The sequence below is a fragment of the Mucilaginibacter sp. UR6-1 genome, assembly GCF_020880975.1.
GTDB lineage: Bacteria > Bacteroidota > Bacteroidia > Sphingobacteriales > Sphingobacteriaceae > Mucilaginibacter.
In genome coordinates this window covers 771,389-793,430 of record NZ_JAJIWP010000003.1, presented here as the reverse complement: position 1 = coordinate 793,430, position 22,042 = coordinate 771,389, and the positions used below count along the sequence as shown (strand labels likewise).

The 22,042-nt window shown below is 44.9% G+C and carries 20 protein-coding genes; 10 read left to right on the top strand and 10 right to left on the bottom strand.

Features of this window, described 5'->3' with window-relative positions; all coding sequences use genetic code 11:
- Window positions 1-44: 44 nt before the first annotated feature.
- Together LJ707_RS14045 and LJ707_RS14040 are read right to left on the bottom strand one after the other, a co-directional pair.
- The gene (locus tag LJ707_RS14045) at window positions 45-623 is read right to left on the bottom strand and encodes a hypothetical protein (protein ID WP_228952001.1); all 579 of its coding nucleotides are present in this window, start codon (window positions 621-623) and stop codon (window positions 45-47) included.
- A gap of 10 nt (window positions 624-633) precedes the next feature.
- A complete protein-coding gene (locus LJ707_RS14040; protein ID WP_228951998.1) occupies window positions 634-1,140 on the bottom strand; it encodes a DUF892 family protein in 507 nt (168 codons plus the stop codon).
- Between the two features lie 194 nt (window positions 1,141-1,334).
- Here LJ707_RS14040 and LJ707_RS14035 point away from each other — a divergent pair, with 194 nt between their 5' ends.
- The gene (locus LJ707_RS14035; RefSeq protein WP_228951997.1) at window positions 1,335-2,288 is read left to right on the top strand and encodes a Smr/MutS family protein; all 954 of its coding nucleotides are present in this window, start codon (window positions 1,335-1,337) and stop codon (window positions 2,286-2,288) included.
- 8 nt (window positions 2,289-2,296) lie between these two features.
- Here the strand turns inward: LJ707_RS14035 and LJ707_RS14030 are convergent, their stop codons facing one another.
- Both LJ707_RS14030 and LJ707_RS14025 read right to left on the bottom strand, forming a co-directional pair.
- Window positions 2,297-3,631 carry a sensor histidine kinase KdpD gene (locus LJ707_RS14030; protein WP_228951996.1) on the bottom strand — a complete coding sequence of 445 codons (1,335 nt, stop codon included), beginning with the start codon at window positions 3,629-3,631 and terminating at the stop codon, window positions 2,297-2,299.
- A gap of 144 nt (window positions 3,632-3,775) precedes the next feature.
- Window positions 3,776-4,465 carry a bifunctional 2-polyprenyl-6-hydroxyphenol methylase/3-demethylubiquinol 3-O-methyltransferase UbiG gene (locus tag LJ707_RS14025; RefSeq protein WP_228951995.1) on the bottom strand — a complete coding sequence of 230 codons (690 nt, stop codon included), beginning with the start codon at window positions 4,463-4,465 and terminating at the stop codon, window positions 3,776-3,778.
- A 41-nt stretch (window positions 4,466-4,506) separates the two neighbouring features.
- Here LJ707_RS14025 and LJ707_RS14020 point away from each other — a divergent pair, with 41 nt between their 5' ends.
- A complete protein-coding gene (locus tag LJ707_RS14020; RefSeq protein WP_228951994.1) occupies window positions 4,507-5,214 on the top strand; it encodes a DUF92 domain-containing protein in 708 nt (235 codons plus the stop codon).
- Between the two features lie 58 nt (window positions 5,215-5,272).
- Here the strand turns inward: LJ707_RS14020 and LJ707_RS14015 are convergent, their stop codons facing one another.
- The 6 genes from LJ707_RS14015 to LJ707_RS13990 form a co-directional block, all read right to left on the bottom strand.
- A complete protein-coding gene (locus LJ707_RS14015) occupies window positions 5,273-5,467 on the bottom strand; it encodes a cold-shock protein (protein WP_228951993.1) in 195 nt (64 codons plus the stop codon).
- 120 nt (window positions 5,468-5,587) lie between these two features.
- Complete coding sequence (gene lysA / locus LJ707_RS14010) at window positions 5,588-6,748, bottom strand: diaminopimelate decarboxylase (protein WP_228952536.1); 1,161 nt, start codon at window positions 6,746-6,748, stop codon at window positions 5,588-5,590.
- Window positions 6,749-6,799: 51 nt separating this feature from the next.
- On the bottom strand, window positions 6,800-8,110 hold the full coding sequence (locus LJ707_RS14005; RefSeq protein WP_228951992.1) for an aspartate kinase: 1,311 nt from the start codon (window positions 8,108-8,110) through the stop codon (window positions 6,800-6,802).
- A gap of 640 nt (window positions 8,111-8,750) precedes the next feature.
- Entirely contained in the window at window positions 8,751-9,473 is a 723-nt protein-coding gene (locus LJ707_RS14000; protein WP_228951991.1) for an ABC transporter ATP-binding protein, read from the bottom strand.
- Between the two features lie 141 nt (window positions 9,474-9,614).
- Complete coding sequence (gene gatC, locus LJ707_RS13995) at window positions 9,615-9,905, bottom strand: Asp-tRNA(Asn)/Glu-tRNA(Gln) amidotransferase subunit GatC (protein WP_228951990.1); 291 nt, start codon at window positions 9,903-9,905, stop codon at window positions 9,615-9,617.
- Window positions 9,902-10,513 (bottom strand): 1-acyl-sn-glycerol-3-phosphate acyltransferase, encoded by a 612-nt coding sequence (locus tag LJ707_RS13990; RefSeq protein WP_228951989.1) that lies wholly within the window; start codon window positions 10,511-10,513, stop codon window positions 9,902-9,904. Before LJ707_RS13990 ends, gatC begins: the two co-directional genes overlap by 4 nt.
- Window positions 10,514-10,670: 157 nt before the next feature.
- On the opposite strand from LJ707_RS13990, the gene trpS reads away from it, so the two are divergent.
- The 8 genes from trpS to LJ707_RS13950 all read left to right on the top strand — a co-directional run bounded on the left by trpS (window position 10,671) and on the right by LJ707_RS13950 (window position 22,036).
- On the top strand, window positions 10,671-11,666 hold the full coding sequence (gene trpS / locus LJ707_RS13985) for a tryptophan--tRNA ligase (protein ID WP_228951988.1): 996 nt from the start codon (window positions 10,671-10,673) through the stop codon (window positions 11,664-11,666).
- Window positions 11,667-11,843: 177 nt separating this feature from the next.
- Window positions 11,844-12,458, top strand: coding sequence for a deoxynucleoside kinase (locus LJ707_RS13980; RefSeq protein ID WP_228951986.1), 615 nt, complete (start codon window positions 11,844-11,846; stop codon window positions 12,456-12,458).
- A 79-nt stretch (window positions 12,459-12,537) separates the two neighbouring features.
- Window positions 12,538-13,305, top strand: coding sequence for a 3-deoxy-manno-octulosonate cytidylyltransferase (kdsB, locus tag LJ707_RS13975; protein ID WP_228952534.1), 768 nt, complete (start codon window positions 12,538-12,540; stop codon window positions 13,303-13,305).
- Between the two features lie 326 nt (window positions 13,306-13,631).
- The gene (locus LJ707_RS13970; RefSeq protein WP_228951984.1) at window positions 13,632-14,954 is read left to right on the top strand and encodes a M23 family metallopeptidase; all 1,323 of its coding nucleotides are present in this window, start codon (window positions 13,632-13,634) and stop codon (window positions 14,952-14,954) included.
- 126 nt (window positions 14,955-15,080) lie between these two features.
- Entirely contained in the window at window positions 15,081-16,691 is a 1,611-nt protein-coding gene (locus tag LJ707_RS13965; protein WP_228951983.1) for a CTP synthase, read from the top strand.
- Window positions 16,692-16,711: 20 nt separating this feature from the next.
- On the top strand, window positions 16,712-18,514 hold the full coding sequence (yidC, locus tag LJ707_RS13960) for a membrane protein insertase YidC (RefSeq protein ID WP_228951982.1): 1,803 nt from the start codon (window positions 16,712-16,714) through the stop codon (window positions 18,512-18,514).
- Between the two features lie 1,764 nt (window positions 18,515-20,278).
- Entirely contained in the window at window positions 20,279-20,605 is a 327-nt protein-coding gene (locus tag LJ707_RS13955; RefSeq protein WP_228951981.1) for a hypothetical protein, read from the top strand.
- Between the two features lie 60 nt (window positions 20,606-20,665).
- The gene (locus LJ707_RS13950) at window positions 20,666-22,036 is read left to right on the top strand and encodes an exonuclease domain-containing protein (protein WP_228951980.1); all 1,371 of its coding nucleotides are present in this window, start codon (window positions 20,666-20,668) and stop codon (window positions 22,034-22,036) included.
- The last annotated feature ends 6 nt before the right edge of the window (window positions 22,037-22,042 follow it).

Sequence of the window (22,042 nt, the reverse complement as noted above, 5' to 3'; positions counted from 1 at the left end):
AGTGTATGAGGTCAGCTAAATTTAATGCAAGTTAGGTATTTCAATTATATGCTATCATCATATTTTTCAAGTACCTCTTCACAGAATTCTTTAAGTTCCTTAGCCCGGTCAGGGTCATTGGCTATTTGCCTGATAACGTCAATATATTTGCCCTCACTACTTCGCAATAAGCCTAATATACATTCTACATATACTAAGAAAAAGCTATCATAACTTTGCAGTTTTTGCAACCGGCCTTCGTTAGCTTGTTCGCTCTCATTATATTTTAATAGTGATGCGGCTTTCCATGCCAGTTCGCCGGTATTGTTTAAAAGCCAATCAATCAAGTTCTCCATTAACCCGGCAGGAATGTCAAAATCCTGATCTATGTTATCGATGATCTCAATAGCAGCATACATAAAATCAGCACGCCATACATCAGTATCGATGGAGTGATTAATTTTTTGCAGCAAGGGTTCAACAAAATCAGGGCTGTTAAGCTCGGCTAACAATGAAGCGAATTTATTTGTATCATCAATTTTTTCCGGGTGATGGATTAGATCAACTAATTCAGCTTTAAGTACTGAATAATTGTCTACCAAAAAGTCATAAAGTATGGGTAACTTTTGATTTATACCGCTCATTAACGCTTAATTATTCAACACCCAGATACTCTTTGGCGATCAGCTCAAACAGGCCATCGTTATCAACGGCCTCGTCAAAACACTCCACAAGCAATTGTTTTACATCGGCATGTTCAAGCTTGTCGGCAAGTAGTTTAAGCATCCGGCAGGCACTAATGTTGATGTGTTCCAGCATCTGTAAATACAGTATAATATCGGTATCAACTATTACCGGCATATCTTGCGGCTCATCCAAACAAAAATTATCACGAACAATAGATTTTATCGGGTTACAGTTCGCGTCAGACGGCTTTTCGCCAATGATGCTGTATATCACCTCCATCCTGTCTATCTCCCGTTTAATATCATCGGCAAACTCTTCTAAACCCAATTTAAGCGATTTAATTGAGGCCAGCGTGATCAGATCGTCTATTTTACCTGCAAGATAACATTTGCCAAAGTACAGCCGGTTAAGGTTATGTACAAACAGTTTAAAAAAAACCTCGTTCTCGGGCTGTTTGGCAGGCACTATTGTCATAAAATATTTGTGATAGATACTTAGTAAGCGTACATCAAAATTATACTTAAAAAACATAAAACGCACTATTCACTGCAATTAGCTTGCTTTTTACCTTATAAGTTAAGCCACTTATTTTATTTGGAAATAAATATACGCCTGAGTAAATGACGGCAGGATGTTACTTATTGACCCCGATGCCGTAACTTTGAGGCATGAAGCATAAGTTAGGCGATTTTGTACGTTTTATTGATGAAAAGCTGGAAGGCTACGTTACCCGTATTATTGATGAACAGATGATAGGTGTTACCGGCGATGATGGTTTTGAGATACCCGTAATGGCCAGCAAGGTAACATCAGTATACGGGCACATGGATGCCGAAAATAACAGCAATACCAAAATTGCTGAAACCGTAGTGATGCCTGCCGGTGAATTTATAAGCAGAGGGATATATCTTGCCGCCGTGCCCGATACACGTGCCAGCTCGGTAGCGCATTTTCAACTGATAAATACTACCTCGTTTCAACTATTGGTTTCGCTGCATACCGAACGCGACAAGCAATTCAAGGGTGAGTATGCCGGCATTTTACAACCCAGATCAAGCATACAGGTTTATTCGGCGCAGTTGGCTGATCTGCAGGTTTGGCCTAAACTAAGTTTCGGCATTATTTACCATACCACGCAAAACGTGCAGCCACCGGCACCATTGGTGTATACCGAAAAATTTAAGGCAAAGGATTTTGCCGGTGCCAAACAAAAGCTGCCCGTAACCGGCGCGCAGGGCTGGCTGTTCAGGCTTGATGAGGATGAACTGGTAATTGATGCCGGTAAACTAAAGGAAAGCTTTTTTAAGACCGCCGAAGAAAAGACTGAGATTATAGGCAAACCCGATAACGAGGTTGACCTGCATATTGAAAAACTGCGCGACGACCATCACTTTTTAGGCAGTGCCGAAATTTTGAAGATACAGCTTGACCATTTTAACAAAAAGCTTGACGCGGCCATTGTTCATCAACTGCCTGAGATTGTATTTATACACGGCGCGGGCAATGGTATTTTAAGGCACGAACTACATAAAGCGCTGGGCCGCAACAATAAGGTGCAAACGTTTATGGATGCCCGAAAAGAAAAATTTGGATACGGCGCTACCAAGGCTATCTTAAAATAACAGGATATTTAATTAACGTTTGCGGCGGCCTGCAGATCGCTTTTTATAAAGCTATCGCCGCTGTGAACCTTTAGGCCGAGGCAAAAGGTAGTACCTTTGCCCGGCTCACTTGAAAACCATATTTTGCCACCCTGTAGCTCGGCAAACTCCTTGCACAGCAACAAGCCAAGGCCCACCCCTTTTTCGTTACGTGTACCATAGGTTGATCGTCCGCGTATCGAGAATACTTCAGCCTGCTGCTCGGCGGGTATGCCTATGCCCTTATCAATTATGCTGATACAGCATTCACCGTCTTCATAGGCCGATCGCACCTCTATCTCGCCACCCGTTTTACTGAACTTAATGGCGTTATTTACAAGGTTGCGTACAATAAGCTGCAACATATCCGGGTCGGCAACCACAAGGGCGTCATCCTGTAGGTTATTAACCAGGGTAATACCTTTATGCTGCGCCTCATTCTTTTGTATCTGCAAAGTGGTTTGCAGCACATCGCTCAATTTAACGGTTGCCAGGTTAACGGTAACACCTTCCATTTGCGATTTAGTCCACATCAGCAGGTTCGACAGCATTTTCTGCGTATTTTGGGTGGTATTGAGCAATTCCTTTTTGATAGACATACGCTCGCTTTCATCCAGCTTTAGTTCAGACAGTATCTCCAGGTAGTTTTGTATGGAGCTCAGTGGTGCGCGAAGGTCATGCGCGAGTATGGAGAACAGCTTGTTTTTGGTAATATTGGCCTGCTCCAGTTCATCGGCCTTATGCTCTACCTGTAAACGCTCAAAATTATAGCTCCGCCTAACATAGGTGGTAACTATCGATATAATGATGGCAATTACCAGGTATGAATACATCATATCAATAAAGCGGCTTTCCCTGTCGGGATAGCTGACCGGGGCAAGGTCGGCATCAAAATACTCCAGCCCTATCAGCGTAAGCATAATAATAATGTTGATGCTTATCCAAAACCAATACTGCTTTTTAGGCACTACCGATATATTGATAAAACAGGCTAATAAAAAAATAAGCATGGTAGGCCCCTGCGTGCCCGAATTATTGAAAAAATTGGCTATAAGCAGGCAGTTGCTGAAAATATTATAAATAACGATACTGCTGCTAAAAAGCCTGCGGTACCTTGATAAATAATAGGCTATTGATACAAGCGCAATACCTGCCACCATAAGCATGGCCAGGTAAGGCATATCCAGAAAATAATTGACAATAGTATTAAGGAAAAGCGCTAACAGCGTTACCGTGCAGATGGTATGAAAAATACGCTGCTCCAGTACAAAAGCCGTGCGCTCGCCTATCAATCGCCCAATTAAGGCCGGCAATTTATTTGGCATCTTGCAGCAATAGTAAAGTGTTTATCAGGGTCGCTTGCGTGAAGGTAACTGGCTTTTACGTAATTAAATATAAAAAAAAATACATTTTAATTAAAGGGAATGGTTTTTTACGTTAAGTTAAAGTTAATTGCCGTTTACTTACAATCAACTATTTAAAGTAAGCCGGGTGAGGTATTGGCCATATTCATCCTCAAAAATCACCTCGGTATTCCAGCCTTCTTCGGCGGCAATTTTAAGCATGGTTTGTTCATCAACATAAAGCCAGCTAAACCAATCGGTACGCTGCCCTTTATAAGCGTATTGGTACCATATCTCACCATAATACCCGTCATCAGGCAAGCCATCGGCATACAGGTAACTCACGTCAGACGAATCAAACAACAATTGCCCGCCATCATTAAGCAAAGTTTTGGCATGGCGCAAAAAACGGCGCATGCCATCCAGGCTGGCGGCAAGGCCAATACCGTTCATCAGCAGTAAAAGCGTGTCGAACTTCCTGTCGGCATAAGTAAAAATATCCGCCTGCAATACATTGCGTACCCCCCTGCCGGTTATTACCTCCGCGGCAAGCGGAGATATCTCGAGTGCGGTTACCTCTGTACCCCATTGTTGCAAAACCAAACTATGGCTGCCCGCACCTGCACCAATATCAAGCACGGTACCCTCACATCTGTTAAGCGCGCACCATTCCAGATCGGGCATATCATCCTCGCCCCTGAAATAGGTTTTCACGGGCATCTCCTCCCTTGGGCCATAGCGGTTATATATCCAAAGCTTGCTGGTTTTATCGCCGTGGTAGTAATTATGTATAGCCTGTCCTAAAATATCGCTCATATTAAGTGGCAAAGTAAATAATTTATATTTGATGCTTAACCATGAACAACACCACTTCATACCTTTTACTGGCGGCGTTACTTACAGCGGGTGTTACCTTTGCCCTTATTAAACACAAGCTTACCCCTTTGGCAGCCCTTACCGGCGTTGTGGTGGCTTTGCTGCTGTTTGCCGCGGGCGGTTTTACAGGGGTTATGCTGATGACGGTATTCTTCATCATCGGTACGGCGGTTACATCGCACAAAAAAGCATTAAAGCAGCAAACCGGGGCCGATAATATTAATGCCCCGCGTGATTCCCGGCAGGTACTGGCCAATAGCGGTATGGCAGCAATATTGGCCATACTAATACTATTATTGCCCGGATACAAAACGCTGTTTACAATGATGATAGCCGCCGCTTTCGCCACAGCATCCGGCGATACGGCATCAAGCGAACTGGGGATGGTATATGGCCGTAAATTTTATAACATTATTACCCTTAAAAAGGACGCGCGCGGGCTTGACGGGGTAATAAGCCTTGAGGGCACACTGCTGGGCATTGCCGCAAGCATGGTGATAGCCGCTGTATATGCTATATATTTTGGCTGGGGATGGAGCTTTGCCGTGCTGACCCTGAGCGGCCTGACCGGCAATTTAACCGACTCGCTATTAGGCGCCGTGCTTGAACGCAAGCATCGCCTGGGCAACAATATGGTAAACTTTTTGGCTACACTCGCAGGTGCTTTAGCCGCCTGGTTACTGGCATAAAAAAAGCACCGGTAACATACCGGTGCTTTTGTAGACGATCAATAAAAAATATATATTATTATATAACTTTTACTTTTACCGCATTCAAGCCTTTACGGCCGTTCTCAACCTCGAACTCCACTTTGTCGTTCTCCTGTATCTCATCGATAAGGCCGGTTGAATGTACAAAAATTTCTTGCTCGCCATTGTCAGGCACTATAAAGCCGAAACCTTTTGTTACATTGAAGAATTTTACTGTTCCTTGTTTTTGCATTGTATTGTTATTAAAGCGCGCAAGGTATACATAATATTTGGCAATGCGGCAATCAATTTAACGCATGGCCATTAGCTGACGTTGCCGTGATTGTTTACAACCGCTAAAGCAGCCTATAGCCTATTCAGAATACACGCTTTGAATACTATCTCGCAAATTATAACCCGAGGCCATTACCTGCCCGTAAGCGCCGGCGGTACGTACCGCTATGATATCGCCGCGGTATGATTGCGGCAGCTCCACATCCTTTCGAAAACAGTCAGTACTTTCGCAAATCGGGCCAACCACATCGTACTTAACCGCGTCAATAACATTCTCAGGCGAGCGGCTTAAATTATCTATCTGGTGGTAGGCCTGGTATAGCATGGGGCGTATCAACTCGGTCATGCCGGCATCCAGCACCAAAAAATTTTTACGCTGCCCGTTTTTAACATACAACACGCGCGATACAAGGGCCGATGATTGCGCTACCAGTACCCTGCCCAGCTCAAAATGCACCTCCTGGCCCGGCTTAACGTTTAAAAAATCATGAAATACCTTAAAGTAGCTTTCAAAATCGGCCACGTTATTATTGTCAGGACTGTAGTAATCAACCCCTAAACCACCGCCGGCGTTAAGCACTTTTATGGTAAAGCCACGGTCCTCAAACCACGTTTGTATCTCGTTTATGCGCATGCAAAGGCTCTTGAACACTTCCATATCGGTAATTTGCGAACCAACGTGAAAGTGTATGCCGATAAATTCGAGGTTGGCGCTTTTACGCAATTGCTCGGCAACATCATTAAGCTGCCAGGTGTTTATACCGAACTTATTTTCATCAAGCCCGGTGGTAATGTAATGATGGGTATGCGCATCAACATTGGGGTTTATGCGGATGGCTATGCGTGGTTTCTTGCCTCGCGCTGCAGCCAGCTCATTGATCACCTCCATCTCCTGCACCGACTCTACGTTGAAGCAGAATATATCCGCATCCAGCGAGGCTTTTATCTCTTTGTCTGATTTACCTACACCGGCAAATACTACCTTGTTTTTATCAAAACCATACTTCAGGGCCGTAAGCACCTCGTTACCGCTCACGCAATCGGCACCAAAACCGTATGATTGAATGGTTTTTAAAACCTGCCCGTCAAAATTGGCTTTCATGGCATAATGTACATGAAAACCATACTTACCCGATGCCTGGCTGCACGCGGCCAGCGTACGGCGCAGCAAATCCAGATCGTAGTAATAAAAAGGTGTTTCCAAACCCCGGAAACGGTTTATAACATTATCGTTAAACATCTTATCTATCAAATTATTTACCTGCTTAAACAGGCTATACATTAACAGCCATTAAAATAAGCGACTATGCAAACTGCGCAGCGCTTCTGTTTTTTCATCAGTTTTTACCAGTAACGACAGGTTGTGCTCGCTGCCGCCGTATGATATCATCCTCAGCGGAATATGCTTAATAGCCTCAAGTACGCGCGCGGCATAACCATGCTTATCGGTACCAAAATCACCTACTACACATATAATGGTTTGATGCTTTTCAATCTCAACACTGCCAAATGTAGTAAGCTCGGCCTCAATATCTTTTATATAAGTAGTATCGTCAATGGTTAATGATACGGCCACTTCTGAGGTAGTGATCATATCGATAGAGGTTTTATAACGCTCAAATACCTCAAAAACGCGCCTTAAAAAACCATATGCCAGCAGCATTCGGGTTGATTGTATACGGATGGCCGTAATATCATCCTTGGCGGCAATTGATTTTATCTTGTTCTTTTCGCTCTCGTTAGTGATCAGGGTACCCTTTGCCTGCGGATCCATGGTGTTCAGCAAACGTACAGGTATTTTATACCGCTGCGCCGGGAAAACGCTTTGCGGGTGCAATATTTTAGCGCCAAAATAGGCCAGCTCGGCAGCCTCGTCAAATGATAGCTGAGCGATGGGCTGCGTACCTTTAACAATGCGCGGGTCGTTATTGTGCATACCGTCAATATCTGTCCATATCTGCACTTCCTCGCTGCGTATGCCCGCCCCTATAAGTGATGCGGTATAATCACTGCCGCCACGGCGCAGGTTATCAATTTCGCCAAAGCTGTTGCGGCAAATATAACCCTGGGTGATGAACAGGTTATTCTCCGGATGTTTTTCAAGCAGCGGGGTAAGGTGCGAGGTAATGTAATCAACCACGGGCTCGTTATCCTCATCTATCTTCATAAAATCAAGCGCAGGCAGCAGTACCGATGGTACGCCTATCTCTTTAAGATAAACATGGTACAGCGTGGTTGACAGCAGTTCGCCTTGTGCCAATATTACTTTTTCTTCGATATTGGTAAACAGATCATTAGCCAGGCCGCTAAGCAGGTTAAAATGGTAATCAATCACCTCTTTACCCTGTGCCAGGTATTGCTCACCGGCAAAAAGCTCCTGTATAAAAAACTGGTACTTATCCTTTAATGCAGCAATTAACAAGGCTGCCTTTGGCTTGTCGCCTGCAAGGTATGCCTTTCCAATTTCAACCAAACTGTTTGTTGTGCCCGACACTGCCGAAAGCACCACGATCTGACGCTGAGAAGCATCAACAATGTCAAGCAGCTTTTTCATCCTTTCAGGGCTGCCTACTGATGTTCCTCCGAATTTTAAAACTTTCATTTTTACGTTAATTATTGATCGAAAAACTGATCTTGCTGCATCAATTTTAGCGGCGCTAAAAATAGGATTTTTAAGCGCTTATAAGCATGTTAATATCAATTTAATACACTTAGTGTATTACAAGTTGCATTATTTTGTTAACACAGAGTTTATATTAGCCAGTACACTAACCCCACCCTGTTACATTATAGATAATTTTTTATAACTGTAAATCAACACCTTAAACATCGTTAAAATTCACATCGAAACAATTGGCCGAAAATTTGCTTTAATACAGCGTTATTATGTAGCACCAAATACATAAAAACCTAAATTATAACTGAGGAATATATTGTGAGTATGAAGCTTTGCCATAGTAATGTGGCCGGGCTGTGTTTATTATCTAATTTTTTTATGAAAATCGAAAAATCAACGTTAAGGTGCACATGTGGCGCACCTTATCATTTCGAGAGCAAAACCAATCCTCTCGGAGCGCTATTGTTTTTCTTACCTATCCGCCGCTTTTTTTGCGCACATTGTTTAAAAAACGCTTATGTGTGGCTACCTGAAAGAATGGCAAGACGGTATCACCGAGTATAAGTGAGTATGGAGAAAAGTTACTAAAAAGAAAGAGCCGCTACGAAAAGCGGCTCTTTTGTTTTTATAATACTTCCCGTTCTTTTGATACGGTATGTATATCGGGGTTTTCATAATCCTTTTCAATCAGCCCATCGCGCATACGTACAATACGGTGCGCGTGCTGTGCTATATCCTCCTCGTGCGTTACCAGTATAATGGTGTTGCCTTTGGCGTGTATATCCTCAATCAGGCCCATTATCTCGATAGAGGTTTTGGTATCAAGGTTACCGGTGGGCTCATCGGCCAAAATAATTGATGGATTGTTGATGAGTGCCCTGGCTACGGCTACGCGCTGACGCTGCCCGCCCGAAAGCTCATTAGGCCGGTGATCAACCCTGTGGCCAAGGCCTACATTATCCAGCGCTTTATGCGCGCGGGCCAGCCTGTCGGTTTTACTGATGCCGGCATAAACCAGCGGCAGGGCCACATTCTCGAGCGAGGTATTGCGGGGCAGCAAGTTAAATGTTTGAAAAACAAACCCGATCTCGGCGTTGCGTACCTCGGCCAGGTCATCATCCGTCATGTGGCTTACGTTAATGCCGTTCAGTATATATTCGCCCTTGGTTGGGGTATCCAAACAGCCCAGAATATTCATCAATGTTGACTTACCCGAACCCGAAGGCCCCATCAAAGCCACAAACTCGCCCTTGTTGATACTCAACGAAACTGATTTCAGCGCGTGAATAACCTCGGTACCGATAACATATTTACGGCCTATATCTTTAAGGGTAATAAGTGGCTGCATGCGTTTTTATTGGTTTGACTGTGGTTAGGGTGGAATTGTTACAAGTAAAGTCAGAAAGTTGGGAAGTCCGTAAAACCGAAAGTTTCTATAAGAACTCTTTACTTCCGGACTTTCCGTTTTACCTACTTTCGGACTAAAGAACTACCGCTCAATTACCTTAGCTACCAAAAAGTGGCTTTCATCATGCTTAGGCGCGTTAAGCAGGGCTTGCTCGGTGGTTATTTCCTGTTTTACCACGTCCTCACGCAGCACATTGTCTTCGGTGGTCATATACACCAGCGGCTCAACGCCAGCCGTATCAACCTCGTTCAGTTTGGCCATAAAGTCGAGTATCTGGCTCATGTCCTTCATCAGTTCCTCTTTTTCAGTATCAGCCAGTTCAAGGCGGGCAAGGTGTGCTATTTTGTCAACGGTATCTTTATCAATGGTCATGCGGTATGCAGTTTTTGTTGAATGATGCTGTGCACCTGATCGCGCAGGGCATCGGTATCATCAATGGTTAAATGTGCCGTTTCAACAGGCTTATGTACAAATATATTACAAACGCCCGGTTTACTGCCATATTTAAGTCCGTCGTCCCATAAAATTTTCCAGGTGTTGAGTGATGTTACCGGGATGATGGGTATTTTATGCTCAATAGCCAGCCTGAACGGACCGTTTTTAAAGGAGATCATCTCGGGCGGATAAATATCAGGTATGGTACCTTCGGGAAAAATGATCATGGTAACGCCCTTCTGCAAACGCTCGGCAGTAGCCTTGAAGGCGCGGAATGATGACATTTTGCTTTCGCGGTTTACCGGTATATCAATGGTGCGAAAAAAAAGCCCGGTAACCAGGCCATCCAGCAACTCATCCTTACCCATAAAACAAATATTGTTTTTTATGGCGATGCTCATGGCCGTAATATCCAAATTTGAGGTATGGTTAGGGCAAATGATGTAGGTACGGCTCCAGTCAATCTTTTGTTCCAGATCGATATTGTAAGTAATACCCGCTACCAGCGAACTGATGAAACCCCAGGCGCGGCGCACTTTATTCATATTAAAATAACGCTCGGGTTTACGGGATAAATAATAAAGCAAAGGCCAGAAAACGAAGTAAAAAAAGCCTACGCTGTACCGGTAAAATCTGGCGTGGGCCTTTCTCAAAAACATTTTCATCGGTGCCAAAAATATAAAAATTCTTACTTTCGCCCCTATGGAAACAGTTGTTAGTGGTATACGGTCTACCGGAAATTTACATTTAGGCAATTATTACGGTGCGATACAGAATTTTATAAAGATGCAGCATGAGTATAACTGCTACTTTTTTATTGCCGACCTGCACTCGCTAACCACGCACCCAACCCCTGCCAACCTGCATAACAATGTAAAACAGGTACTGGTAGAATATCTTGCCGCTGGCATTGATCCGGAGAAAGCTACCATTTATGTACAATCAGACGTGCCCGAGGTTGCCGAATTGTACCTGTATCTTAATATGAACGCTTACCTGGGCGAGCTGGAACGCAGCACATCCTTTAAAGATAAAGTACGCGCGCAGCCTGATAACGTAAATGCCGGCCTGCTTACCTACCCGGTATTAATGGCGGCGGATATCATCATCCATAAAGCCACTAAGGTACCTGTGGGTAAAGATCAGGAGCAGCACCTTGAAATGGCACGCACCTTTGGCAACCGTTTTAACAGGCTGTATAATAATGATTATTTTCCTGAGCCATATGCCTTTACTTATGGCAGCAACCTTGTAAAAATTCCGGGGTTGGATGGTAAGGGCAAAATGGGCAAATCAGAAGGTGAGGGCAATGCCGTTTATCTGTCTGACACGCCTGAGGTGATCCGCAAAAAAGTAATGCGCGCCGTTACTGACAGTGGCCCCACCGTTGAGAACCAGGAAAAACCACAGGAAATACAAAACCTGTTCGATTTGATGAAAGTGGTATCAACCGAGGATACATACAAGCATTTTGACAACCTGTATAACACGATGCAGGTGCGTTACGGCGACCTTAAAAAGCAGCTTGCCGAGGATATGGTAAATGCTACAGCGCCGATCCGCGAACGCATAAACGATATTGCCGGCGATAGCGTTTATCTTAGCCGTGTGGCCAGTTTGGGTGCCGAAAAGGCCCGCGAAAGCGCCGGCAGAACCATCCGCGAGGTGCGCGAGATCATCGGTTTCAGAAAATTCTAACACCCGGGCAAACATTCCCGTAAACAGGAGTACTTATACGCAACACCTCACAACTTTTTTGACAGTTAAGGGTTGTTGGTGTATATTTAATGGTTCATAGCAAATGGATAATGGTTCATGGCCGCAAACATTCACTATGAACTATCAACCATGAACTATTAACAACATACACCACACATGCACATTGCTATTGTAGGAAACATAGGTGCCGGTAAAACTACCCTCACCGAAATGCTGGCAAAAAATTATGGCTGGGAACCACTTTTTGAGGCGGTTGACAATAACCCTTACCTTGAAGATTTTTACAGCGATATGAAGCGCTGGAGCTTTAACCTGCAGATCTACTTTTTGAACAGCCGCTACCGCCAGATAATGGAGATACAAAAAAGCGGCCGCAATGTGATACAGGACCGTACCATTTACGAGGACGCCTTTATTTTTGCCGAGAACCTGCACGATATGGGCCTGATGACCTCGCGCGATTATGAAAACTACCGCTCCATATTTGATAATATTACCTCGTTTATTAAACCGCCCGACCTGCTGGTATATTTAAAAGCATCGGTACCTACGTTGGTGAACAATATACAACGACGCGGTCGCGAGTACGAAAGCGGCATCAGGCTGGATTACCTTTCAAAACTGAACGAAAAATACCAGAAATGGATAAACGGCTATGACCTGGGTAAATTGCTGATACTGGATAAGGATAACCTCGACTTTGCCAACAACACTGAGGACATGGCTACTATTGTGCAAATGATCGAGAGGGAGATACACGGGTTGTTTTAAAATAACAAGCCACAGCCCCCTAAATCCCCCTGAAGGGGGACTTGAGTAACTACAATATATAATGAGCGATATATCAAATATGCAAAATATCTCCTCCCCTTTAGGGGAAGCCGGGAGGGGCTCTGTTCTCGGTATAATACCTGCACGTTACGCGTCGAGCCGTTTTCCGGGCAAGCCATTGGTTGACATCGCGGGTAAGAGCATGATACAGCGTGTTTACGAGCAGGCATCTAAATGTATTGACCTTTCCGCTGTGATAGTTGCTACAGACGATGAGCGCATATTCGATCATGTTATCGCTTTTGGCGGGCAAGCCATCATGACCGGTGCCGACCACCAAAGCGGTACAGACCGCTGCGCCGAGGTAGCTTTACAGCACCCGGAATACGAGGTAATCATTAACATTCAGGGTGATGAGCCGTATATAGACCCGGAACAGATCAGCAAGCTGGCGCATTGCTTTGATAACGCGCAAACGCAGATAGCCACGCTCATCAAACGCATAAAAACAACGCAGGAATTACTGAATACCAACTCGCCCAAGGTGGTTATCAACAAACTATCCGAGGCCATCTATTTTTCGCGTTCGCCCCTGCCACACCTGCGTGGCGAGCAGCCCGAAAACTGGCTGGAATTTCATACTTATTTTAAACACATAGGCATATACGGCTATCGTGCCGATGTACTGCAGCAAATAACCAAACTCCCCCTATCATCACTCGAAACCGCCGAAAAACTCGAACAACTCCGCTGGATAGAGAACGGCTACCGCATAAAGGTTGCCGAAACAGAACTGGAAACCCACGCCATTGATACGCCGGAAGATTTAAAGTTGTTGAAGCTTTAGCCTCACCCCGGCCCTCTCCTAAAGGAGAGGGAGTTAAAAACAAAATTTATCTTGTCATTTTGACCGGTACGAGGAGAAATCTGTCGCTTGGCAATTGAACGCGTGCAGATTTCTCGCTATCGCTCGAAATGACAAGTGTAATATAACCGCGTCATTGCGAGGTACGAAGCAATCAATAGTTTACTAACCCCTCCCTAACCCTCCCAGGGGAGGGAATTATTTTTTAGAGTTTCCCTCCCTTGGGAGGGTTAGGGAGGGGTTAATTAAGCAATCCTCTTCAAACTTTAACCTCCCCCAAAAGTTACTACTTCAATAATATCAAGGGGATGAAAATACAGTTGCGCGGCATCATTGCGATGGTATGCTTATTAATAACACTCAGCGCTTGCAGTGACAGGGGCGGCATCGCTATCTTCAAAAAGCAATCGCCGCATGAGGCTTACGGGCAAAGGCTGAAAGATGCCGGGCTTGACCGTACCGCCATGGGCAGCCGGTGGCTGGTTAAGGCCGACGAGGTAATTGCCAAGCCGCTTGATGTTACCATACCATACAGAGAAACGGGCTATTTCGCCGCCGATAAGGCTGGCGGTACCGCTTTGCGCTTTACCGCTAAGCGTGGTAAAAAACTCAGCATCAGCATAACCAAAAAACCGCTTAACATTAATATTTATGCTGATCTGTTTGAAATTAACGGTAATGAAACCAAACGTATAGCCTTTGCTGATACCACCGGCAAGCCGCTTGAATATGAAATAAAACGCGATGGCAATTACCTGCTCAGGCTGCAACCCGAACTGCTGATCAGCGGGGAATACACCTTAACCATTACCGACGGGCCGTCGCTTGGTTTCCCGGTATCGGCAGTCGGAAAACCTCATATAGGCAGTTTTTGGGGTGCCGGCCGCGATGCCGGGAACCGCAGGCACGAGGGTATTGATATTTTTGCCCCGAAGGGCACACCAGCCATAGCGGCCGCGGCCGGTACGGTAAACAATGTTACCAACAACAACCTGGGCGGCAAGGTGATATTTTTTAGGCCCGATGGAAAGGATTACACATTGTATTACGCACACCTGGATAGCCAACTGGTGCAAAACGGACAAACGTTAAAGCCCGGCGATACCATTGGCCTGGTAGGCAATACCGGCAACGCGCGTTATACGCCATCGCACCTGCACTTTGGCATATATACCTCGGGCGGGGCTATTGATCCGCTGGCGTTTGTTGACCGGAAAATAAGCGAACCTGCCGCTTTAACAGCGGCGTTAAACAACCTGAATGCTACCGTACGTACAGCCAACACCTCTAACAAAATATATAATGCCCCTACTGATAAGGGTACCTTTTTGATTGATGTGCCCAAAAACACGGTACTTACCGTTGAGGCCGCGGCAAGCTCATGGTATAAGGTACATTTGCCCGACGGATTGAACGGCTACATCAGCAGTAAAGGCGTTACAGATATTAATACCCTGCGTACCATAACCTTAAAAAACGCGCAGCCTTTGCTTGACAGGCCCGACACCGCCAACGCCCCGGGCATACGCCAACTGGCAGCAGGCAATAAAGTAGCCATACTTGGAGCCTATAAAAATTACTATCTGGTAAAGGATAACCAGGAAACAGGCTGGGTAACTGTTAATCAATAAATTACATTTCAACATCACGCATTTTCTCAACAACCACAAAAAACTGTTAAAATTTGTTACCTTTGTATCCCGTACACAAACAATTTGACGAGAGGTTAAAACTATCGCCAAAATTCAAAAAACAACATGACCAAGTATATTTTTGTTACGGGCGGCGTTACTTCGTCGTTAGGGAAAGGTATTATTTCCGCATCATTAGCTAAACTCTTACAGGCGCGTGGTTACCGTGTAACCATCCAAAAGTTCGACCCTTATATCAACGTCGATCCGGGAACGCTGAACCCTTATGAGCATGGCGAATGCTATGTTACCGAGGATGGTGCCGAAACCGACCTTGACCTTGGCCATTACGAGCGTTTTTTGAATACGCCTACTTCGCAATCAAACAATATTACTACCGGCCGTATCTACCAAAACGTGATCAACCGCGAACGCGAGGGTGCTTTTTTGGGTAAAACGGTACAGGTTGTTCCGCATATTACGGATGAGATCAAGCGCAACTTTCGCATTTTAGGTGAGAGCGGCGATTATGATATCGTGATCACCGAAATTGGTGGTACTGTGGGCGATATCGAGTCGCTGCCGTTTGTGGAGGCCGTACGCCAGTTCAGGTGGGAGGTTGGCTCAAGCAATTCGCTGGTGATACACCTTACCCTGGTGCCATTTCTGGCTGCCGCTGGCGAGCTGAAAACCAAACCAACACAACACTCTGTAAAAATGCTTTTAGAGTACGGTATACAACCTGATATACTGGTTTGCCGTACCGAACATCACCTAACACAGGATCTTCGCAAAAAGATAGCCCTGTTCTGTAACGTAAATATCAATGCGGTTATCGAGTCGATAGACGCGTCGACCATTTACGATGTGCCTTTGCTGATGCTGAAAGAGCAGTTAGACAAAACGGTACTGACCAAATTCAAGCTTCCGCATAAAAACGAGCCTGCTTTAGATAGCTGGAAAGACTTTTTAGGTCGCCTGAAAAACCCGACATCCGAAGTGCGCATTGGCCTGGTAGGTAAATACGTTGAACTGCCTGATGCCTACAAATCCATTACCGAAGCCTTTATACATGCCGGTGCCAAAAATGAGTGCAAGGTTAAGGTGGAATACATACACTCAGAGCAATTAACTCCGGGTAACGCCATTGAGCGCCTTAAAGGCCTGCACGGCGTATTGGTAGCGCCGGGCTTTGGCGAACGCGGTTTTGAGGGTAAAATTGAAGCTATACGCTATGTGCGCGAAAATAATATACCTTTCTTTGGCATATGCCTGGGCATGCAATGCTCAGTAGTTGAGTTTGGCCGTAACGTATTGGGCCTTGAAAGCGCCAACAGTACCGAAATGAACCCTGATACCAAATACCCGGTGATCAGCATGATGGAGGAACAAAAAAACATTACCGCGAAAGGCGGCACCATGCGTTTGGGCGCTTACCCATGCGATCTTAAAAAGGGATCAAAAGCGGCAGCTATCTACGGTAAAACGCATATCAGCGAGCGCCACCGCCACCGTTATGAGTTTAATAACGAGTACCTGAAAAAGTACGAAGAAGCAGGCCTTATCCCATCAGGCATTAACCCTGAAAATGGTTTGGTTGAGATAGTTGAGCTTAAAAACCACCCATATTTTGTAGGCGCGCAGTTTCACCCTGAATTAAAATCAACAGTTGCTAATCCGCATCCACTTTTTATTAACTTTGTCGCCGCTTCGCTGGCCTACGCCCGCAAGAATTAATTATTGTTCGATTTTAAATAATGGATAGAAATACATTTACAGGACTATTCCTGATCATGCTGATAATGGTAGGCGGGTTTTACCTGATCAAACCATCACCAGAAGAAATAAAGAAAGAAAAAGAGCGTACAGAAGCTGCAGCAGCGGCAAAAAACGGCAAAAAACCGGCTCCTGCTAAAAAAACTGAAACCGTAGCGACCCCGCAACCGGTTGATTCGGCTGCCTTGAAAGGCCCATTTGGCGCGGCATTAGCAGGCAAAGCACAGCCTGTAATACTTGAAAACGCCGATGTTAAGGTTGAATTGAATACCCTGGGCGGTAAAGTACAATCAGTTGAGCTTAAAGGCTACAAAACATTTGATAAAAAAGCACTGGTATTATTTGATGGCGAAGGCAACAACTTTGGCACTACTTTAAACACCGCCGGCCGTGGCTTTAACACCGCTGCCTTATACTTTGCGCCGGTGCAAGCTGCACGCAATACCGTAACCCTGCGCCTGAGCTACAGCCCAACACAATATATTGATTATATATATACCCTTGCTGATAAGGGCTTTAAGCTTGCCCTTAATATTAAAGCTACCGGTATGGATGCCCTGATAGGCAACAACGGCGTGCTTAACCTTAACTGGGCTGCCAGCCTGCACAAGCAGGAGAAGGACATGACGCAAGAGCGTCAGTTCTCGACCGTTTATTACAAACTGCTGGATGATAATGTAGAGCACCTGAGCGTTACTGAGGACGAGCAAAAGGATGTGACCGAAAAAAAGGTGCAATGGGTATCATTCAAACAGCACTTTTTCTCGAACGTAATTATCAGCAAAACAGGTTTTGACAAGGCCAAGCTGGCTGTTAGCACTGATGTTAATACCCAAACCGATGTTAAGCAAATGAAGGCTGACCTGGCTGTATCCCGTGATGCAAGCGGCGTTTATCCGCTTGAGTTTTACTTTGGCCCTAACCGCTTCAGCACCCTTAAAGACCAGGGGTATGAGCTGCAGGACCAGGTTGATATGGGCTGGGGACCGCTTAAATACATTAACCGCTTTGCCGTATTACCTATATTTAACGCCCTGAACCAGTTTAACTGGAACTATGGTGTGATCATCCTGGTGCTTACTATTTTGCTTAAAGTAGTATTGTCGCCGCTTACGTATAAATCATACCTGTCAATGGCTAAAATGCGTGTGCTAAAGCCTGAGATGGATGAGATAAAAACCAAAGTTGGTGAGGATAACCCTACCCTGCTGCAACAGGAATACCTGAAGCTTTACAAAAAGGCAGGCGTTAATCCGCTGGGTGGTTGTTTGCCGCTGTTGCTGCAAATGCCGATAGTGATCGCTTTCTTCCGCTTCTTCCCGAGCTTGTTTGAGTTGCGCGGCGAGAGCTTTTTATGGATGAAGGACCTTTCAACGTATGACGCGGTACTTTCATTTTCGCCACTGCCGCTAATCGGCTGGTCGCACATCAGCTTAATGTGTTTGCTGATGACCATCTCAACACTGATCTACACTTATTTTAACAACCAGTTATCAGGCGCTACCGGCCAGATGAAATATATCGGTTACATTACGCCGCTTATCTTCTTCGGTATGCTGAACAGCTACCCGGCAGGTTTGAACTATTACTACTTTTTGGCCAACATGTTAACATTCGGTCAGCAATACCTGATCCGCCTGATGGTTGACGATAAAAAGATCCACGCCAAAATACAGGAGAACAAGTCAAAGCCTGAGGATGCTAAAAAGAAAAAATCAGGCTTCTCTGCACGTTTAGAAGAAATGATGCGCCAGCAACAACAAGCGCAGCAGAAAAAGAAATAATTTACCTCACCCCAACCCCTCTCCTAAAGGAGAGGGGCTTTTTTGCTTTGTAAATCTTACCTATATATGTTTTTCCGTTACGATGTGTGTGTGTGTGTGTGTGTGTGTGTGTGTGTGTGTGTGTGTGTGTGTGTGAAGAAAGCTGTCGATTAGCGAACCTAAACCCGGCCCTCTCCAAAACTGAGGGAGTTAAAAAGCAAAGCATAAACCCCTAATAACCTCAAATACCGGCATCAGTAATGCCTGGAGTAGCACAAGCCCTGCCGAAGCATAAACATTCACCAGGCAGGACGTAGCCGGCGATTTTTGTTTCTTTTGATCGCTCAAAAGAAATTTAGGACAGGTAATGAATTAATTTAATCAAGCGCTTTAACCTCGAGATTGTGCTTTATCTATTGTCAGCCTGCTCTTGGCCGCAGAGGCCAGTTACTTTACCTTAGATGCAAAGTAACCAAACATCAAGGCAGAAAAAACCTTCCGCCCGCAGGCCATACTCCCTGGCCCGGTTTTCTGCCAGCCCCGCGCTCTTTTTATCAATCACCCATTGTCATTCCGAACGAGGTACGAGGAGGAATCTGTCGCTTTATTATGAACCTGTGCAGATTCCTCTCTATCGTTCGGAATGACAAGAATCTACTTATAACTTTCAAATTACTTCTTTTGATCGCTTAAAAGAAATTTAGGACAGGCAATCAAGTGCTTTAATCAGGAGATTGTGCTTTGTCTATTGTCGGCCTGCTCTTGGCCGCAGAGGCCAGTTACTTTACCTTAGATGCAAAGTAACCAAACATCAAGGCAGAAAAAACCTTCCGCCCACAGGCCATACTCCCTGGCCCGGTTTTCTGCCAGCCCCGCGCTCTTTTTTCTCAAATTTTAAAAAGCATAAACCCCTAATAACCTCAAATACCGGCATCAGTAATGCCTGGAGTAGCACAAGCCCTGCCGAAGCATAAACTTTAACCAGGCAGGACGTAGCCGGCGATTTTTGTTTCTTTTGATCGCTCAAAAGAAATTTAGGACAGGTAATGAATTAATTTAATCAAGCGCTTTAACCTCGAGATTGTGCTTTATCTATCGTCAGCCTGCTCTTGGCCGCAGAGACCAGTTACTTTACCTTAGATGCAAAGTAACCAAACATCAAGGCAGAAAAAACCTTCCGCCCGCAGGCCATACTCCCTGGCCCGGTTTTCTGCCAGCCCCGCGCTCTTTTTATCAATCACCCATTGTCATTCCGAACGAGGTACGAGGAGGAATCTGTCGCTTTATTATGAACCTGTGCAGATTCCTCTCTATCGTTCGGAATGACAAGAATCTACTTATAACTTTCAAATTACTTCTTTTGATCGCTTAAAAGAAATTTAGGACAGGCAATCAAGTGCTTTAATCAGGAGATTGTGCTTTGTCTATTGTCGGCCTGCTCTTGGCCGCAGAGGCCAGTTACTTTACCTTAGATGCAAAGTAACCAAACATCAAGGCAGAAAAAACCTTCCGCCCACAGGCCATACTCCCTGGCCCGGTTTTCTGCCAGCCCCGCGCTCTTTTTTCTCAAATTTTAAAAAGCATAAACCCCTAATAACCTCAAATACCGGCATCAGTAATGCCTGGAGTAGCACAAGCCCTGCCGAAGCATAAACATTCACCAGGCAGGACGTAGCCGGCGACTTTTGCTTCTTTTGTTCGCACAAAAGAAGTTTAGGACAGGTATTTAAATTAAGTTTTAACGCCTCAATAGTTTAATTAATATTGTACACTATAATTACGTTCATGAAAAAATACAAATCACCCATTTCCGGACATTTAGATATCACAATAATTAAAAATGAAGATGAATTTGAAGGTGAGATTGATTACTGGGATAACATTATGATTCATGGCGATCCCGAGGGCTTGAGATCATTAGCTAACTTACTTTTTAAATTAGCAGACCTTAATCAAAGTACGGTTGCCAATCTGCCAGTTGGAGCCAGGGAACATTACCACTTACAACCAAAGTGGGATCTATCAAAAAGTTCAGTGCAGGTTATTGTGGGCCGGTTAGATGCTAATGGTACGGGTGAATTTTATAACAAATATATCGCAAAAGAAAAATAGCCAACCAATATCATCCACTAAATTATTTAGCAAATTGTTAAAAATTAGTACATTTGATTTATGTACGCTATTGTGGATATTGAAACGACGGGGGGGCATGCCAACGCTAATGGCATTACAGAAATAGCTATTTGTATTCATGACGGCGTGCAGGTGGTTAAACGTTATGATACGTTGGTAAATCCGCAACGCGATATTCCGGTTTACATACGGGCGCTTACCGGTATTACCAATGAAATGGTAGCCGATGCCCCGCTGTTTAAGGATGTAGCGCATGAGATTTTCCAACTACTGGATGGTAAAATATTCGTAGCCCATAACGTTAATTTCGACTACTCATTTGTACGCTACCATTTGGCGCAGGCTGGCTATGAGTTACATTGCAACAAGTTGTGCACTGTTAGGCTTGGGCGTAAAATAATGCCCGGCTTCCCTTCATATAGCCTGGGTAAATTGTGTTCGCAATTAGGTATAATAAATATCAGCCGTCACCGTGCCGCCGGTGATGCCGAAGCTACAGCTAAACTGTTTACCATGCTGCTTGCCGCTGATGCTGATAAACACATTGGCAAGGCGCTTAAACAAAACTCAAAGGAGCAGGTGCTGCCCGCCAATTTGCCTAAACAGTATATTGAACAATTGCCTTGTACACCCGGTGTTTACTATTTTCATGACAGTAAGGGCAAGGTAATTTACGTAGGCAAAGCCAAAAATCTAAAAAAAAGGGTTTGCAGCCATTTTACGGGCAACAATGCCGGGCGGCAACGGCAGGATTTTATGAAGAACATATATAGCATAAGCCACCAGGTATGCGGTACCGAACTAATTGCCTTTGTGCTGGAAGCCGTAGAAATTAAACGCCTGTGGCCGCAGTACAACCGCTCGCTTAAACGCTTTGAGCAGGGCTATGCTTTGTATGATTATATTGACCAGCGAGGCTACGTACGCCTGGCGGTTGACAAGCACCGCAAGCACCAGATGCCGCTGTACACCTGCAACTCCATGCTGGAAGGTTACAATTTGCTGAACCAGTTGATAGATACTTTTGGCCTTTGCCCTAAGCTTTGCTTTATCCAAAAAAACAATGCCGAATGTAACGGTATACACAAGGAGGCCTGTGCCTGCTGTGGCGGCATGACGGCCGATGATTATAACAGCCGCGTTAACCTGGCCATTGAATCACTCAACCAGGCGTTGCCAACTTTTGCCGTACGCGATGAGGGCCGCACTATTGACGAGCATAGCTGCATCCTGATAGAAAAAGGGCGCTTTTATGGCATGGGTTATATCTCCCATTATTTCCGTACGGATGATATTCAGCAGCTAAAAAGCCACCTCACACCCTACCCGGGTAATGATTATATCCGCAACATCGTATCTGGCTACGCGGCGCGCTTTCCGGAGCGTAAGCTGGTGTTTGCCGGCGCTTAATCATAA